We start from the raw sequence: 2979 nt of genomic DNA, 5'->3' as shown, positions 1-2979 counted from the left end.
GGCTCGTTCGTCACGAGCCGATCGGACGAGTTCGGCGCCCGCGCCCCGCCCACGATCCGCGGACGACGTCAGCGCCTGCGGCTCGACCTCGACGCCGAGGCGAGCCAGCTGCCGTCGCATGTCCTCGACCGGGTCGGCCGAGTCGCGGCGTGCGCGGCCGGGGTTCGGCGTGCGCATCGGCTCAGAAGTCGGCGGGTGCGTCGGCCTCGGCGGTCAGGTCGGCGCCGATGCCCAGCTTCTCCTTGATCTTCTTCTCGATCTCGTCGCGCACATCGGTGTTCTCCAGCAGGAACTTGCGGGCGTTCTCCTTGCCCTGGCCCAGCTGGTCGCCCTCGTAGGTGTACCAGGAGCCGGACTTGCGGATGAAGCCGTGCTCGACGCCCATGTCGATGAGCGAGCCCTCCTTGGAGATGCCCTGGCCGTAGAGGATGTCGAACTCGGCCTGCTTGAACGGCGGGCTCACCTTGTTCTTGACGACCTTCACGCGGGTGCGGTTGCCGACCGCGTCGCTGCCGTCCTTGAGGGTCTCGATGCGGCGCACGTCCAGGCGCACGGAGGCGTAGAACTTCAGCGCCTTACCACCGGTGGTGGTCTCCGGCGAGCCGAACATGACGCCGATCTTCTCGCGCAACTGGTTGATGAAGATGGCGGTGGTGTTGGAGTTGCTGAGCGCGCCGGTCATCTTGCGCAGCGCCTGGCTCATGAGCCGGGCCTGCAGGCCGACGTGGCTGTCGCCCATCTCGCCCTCGATCTCGGCGCGCGGCACCAGGGCGGCGACGGAGTCGATGACGATGATGTCGATGGCGCCGGAACGCACCAGCATGTCGGCGATCTCGAGCGCCTGCTCACCCGTGTCGGGCTGGGAGACCAGCAGCGCGTCGGTGTCGACGCCGAGCTTGCGGGCGTACTCGGGATCGAGGGCGTGCTCGGCGTCGATGAACGCGGCCACACCGCCCGCGGCCTGGGCGTTGGCTACCGCGTGCAGCGCGACGGTGGTCTTACCCGAGGATTCCGGTCCGTAGATCTCGACGACGCGACCGCGGGGCAAACCGCCGATACCGAGCGCGACGTCGAGGGCGATGGAGCCGGTCGGGATGACGCCGATGGGCGGGCGAACATCTTCGCCCAGGCGCATGACCGCGCCCTTGCCGAAGCTCTTCTCCACCTGCGCCAGTGCCAGCTCCAGCGCCTTGTCGCGATCGTAGGCCTGCGGTGCCATGATGTGGTCCCCTTCTCGAGGTGAGTGTCTCTCTGGTTGGCGCCCACAGTAGAGGCCGGCACCGACAAGTTCTGGCGCCCAGATTAGTCGAACACCCATTCGAGTCAAGCGACGCGCCCACCCAACACGCGAGGACCCGCAAACCCGGCGCACATCCGCCGGCTACTGCTGCGGCAGCACCGAGTCGTCACCCTCGGCGCGCGGCCCGAAGATCCGCCGCTCCGATTCGCCGATGCGCACATCGTTGATGCTGGCCTCGCGCCGCGCCATCCGCCCGTCCGGCGCGAATTCCCACTGCTCGTTGCCGTAGCTGCGCCACCACTGCCCGGTCTCGTCGTGCCATTCGTACTGGAAGCGCACCGCGATGTGATTGTCGTGGAAGGCCCACAGATCCTTGCGCAGGACATAGCCGTTCTCGGTCGACCATTTGCGGGTGAGGAAGTCGACGATCGCGGCGCGGCCGGTGAAGAACTCGTCACGGTTGCGCCACACCGAATCCTCGGTGTACGCGGCGGCGACCCGCTCGGGATCCCGGGTATTCCAGGCATTTTCGGCGGCAAGGACCTTGGCGCGGGCGGATTCGAGGTCGAAGGGTGGCAGTGGCGGTCGCACAGTGGAACCTCTCCCGGAATGATAACTATCTATTCGACGTTGACAGGTTAGACAGTAGGACGACCGGCCGGCACCGTCAACCCGTGAAATCGTGACAGTGGTTAGGAGCGGAGTTGGTAACCTCAGGCATGCGCGATCCCCGTCCGCACACCGGCGAACCACCGGCTCTGGACCTGCTCAACACCCGCTGGGCGGGCGCGACCCCGGGTGATCTGCTCACCGATCTCGACGGTCTGCGGTTGTGGCTCGAGCTCACCGGGCTCGCCGATCGCGTCCCCGTCGACGAGCACACGCTGACCGCGCTGCACGCGGCCCGCGATGCCGTCCACGCGGCCGTCACCGCCGCCGACCACGCCGCCCTGAACCGGGTGCTCGACCGCGGCCGGATCCGCCGTGAGCTCACCGACGACGGCCCGCGCGATACCCCGGAGGTCGCCGACCCGGCCTGGCTGCCCGGCTGGCTCGCCGCCGACAACCTGCTGCACCTCATCGCCGCGGCGCCGCACCGGATCCGGCAGTGCGCCCATCCCGACTGCGTGCTGTTCTTCTACGACACGTCCAAGAACGGCACCCGCCGCTGGCATTCCATGGCGACCTGCGGCAACCGCACCAAGGCCGCCCGCCACTACGCCAAGAGCAGCTGAGCGCCGCGCTCAGAACAGTTCGTCGAGCAGCCGGTAGTACTCGAGCTTCGCGCGATCGGGGCCGGTCAGCCCGTAGGCGGTGAAGAACGCCACCACCGCGTCGATACCGAAGTCCTCGGCCAGATCGCGTTCGGCGAGGGCGAGATCGCGATAGCGGTCGGCCACGCCCAGCGCCGCGACGTCGATCAGCACGCCACCGGCCAGCACATTGCCCGGCGTGAAGTCGCCGTGCGCGACGACGAGATCCTCGTCGGAGGGGCGCTGTGCCACCAGGTGCTCGTGGATGGCGGCGGGGGTGAGCTCGCGATGGTCGGCGTCGAAATCGGCGGTGTCGACGAACCCTTCGACGACATTGCGGCGCGCCTGCGCCAGCGTCACCTCGAGGCGCCCGTCGAACGGGCACCCGGCGACCGGCAGCGCGTGCAGCGCCCGCAAGGTCTGCCCCATCAGCGCGCCGACCTCGGCAGCATCACCGGTGAGGTCGGTGAGCGACCGGGCTTCGGC

At 68.6% G+C, this 2979-nt stretch carries 4 protein-coding genes; 1 reads left to right on the top strand and 3 read right to left on the bottom strand.

The window, feature by feature from the left end:
- Positions 1–181 precede the first annotated feature (181 nt).
- Both recA and ACFWPJ_RS25410 read right to left on the bottom strand, forming a co-directional pair.
- Entirely contained in the window at positions 182–1219 is a 1038-nt protein-coding gene (gene recA / locus ACFWPJ_RS25415; RefSeq protein ID WP_378854896.1) for a recombinase RecA, read from the bottom strand.
- Positions 1220–1381: 162 nt separating this feature from the next.
- Entirely contained in the window at positions 1382–1831 is a 450-nt protein-coding gene (locus ACFWPJ_RS25410) for a nuclear transport factor 2 family protein (RefSeq protein ID WP_378854895.1), read from the bottom strand.
- Between the two features lie 128 nt (positions 1832–1959).
- Here ACFWPJ_RS25410 and ACFWPJ_RS25405 point away from each other — a divergent pair, with 128 nt between their 5' ends.
- Positions 1960–2475 carry a CGNR zinc finger domain-containing protein gene (locus tag ACFWPJ_RS25405; RefSeq protein ID WP_378854894.1) on the top strand — a complete coding sequence of 172 codons (516 nt, stop codon included), beginning with the start codon at positions 1960–1962 and terminating at the stop codon, positions 2473–2475.
- 9 nt (positions 2476–2484) lie between these two features.
- On the opposite strand, the gene ACFWPJ_RS25400 is transcribed toward ACFWPJ_RS25405, so the two are convergent.
- Positions 2485–2979, bottom strand: a 495-nt coding sequence (locus tag ACFWPJ_RS25400; protein ID WP_378854893.1) for a phosphotransferase, incomplete at its 5' end; no start/stop codon positions are given.

Source organism: Nocardia sp. NPDC058497 (assembly GCF_042720195.1).
Classification (GTDB): Bacteria; Actinomycetota; Actinomycetes; order Mycobacteriales; family Mycobacteriaceae; genus Nocardia.
Note: the sequence above shows the minus strand (reverse complement) of the source record. Positions and strands in the feature narration are given on the sequence as shown.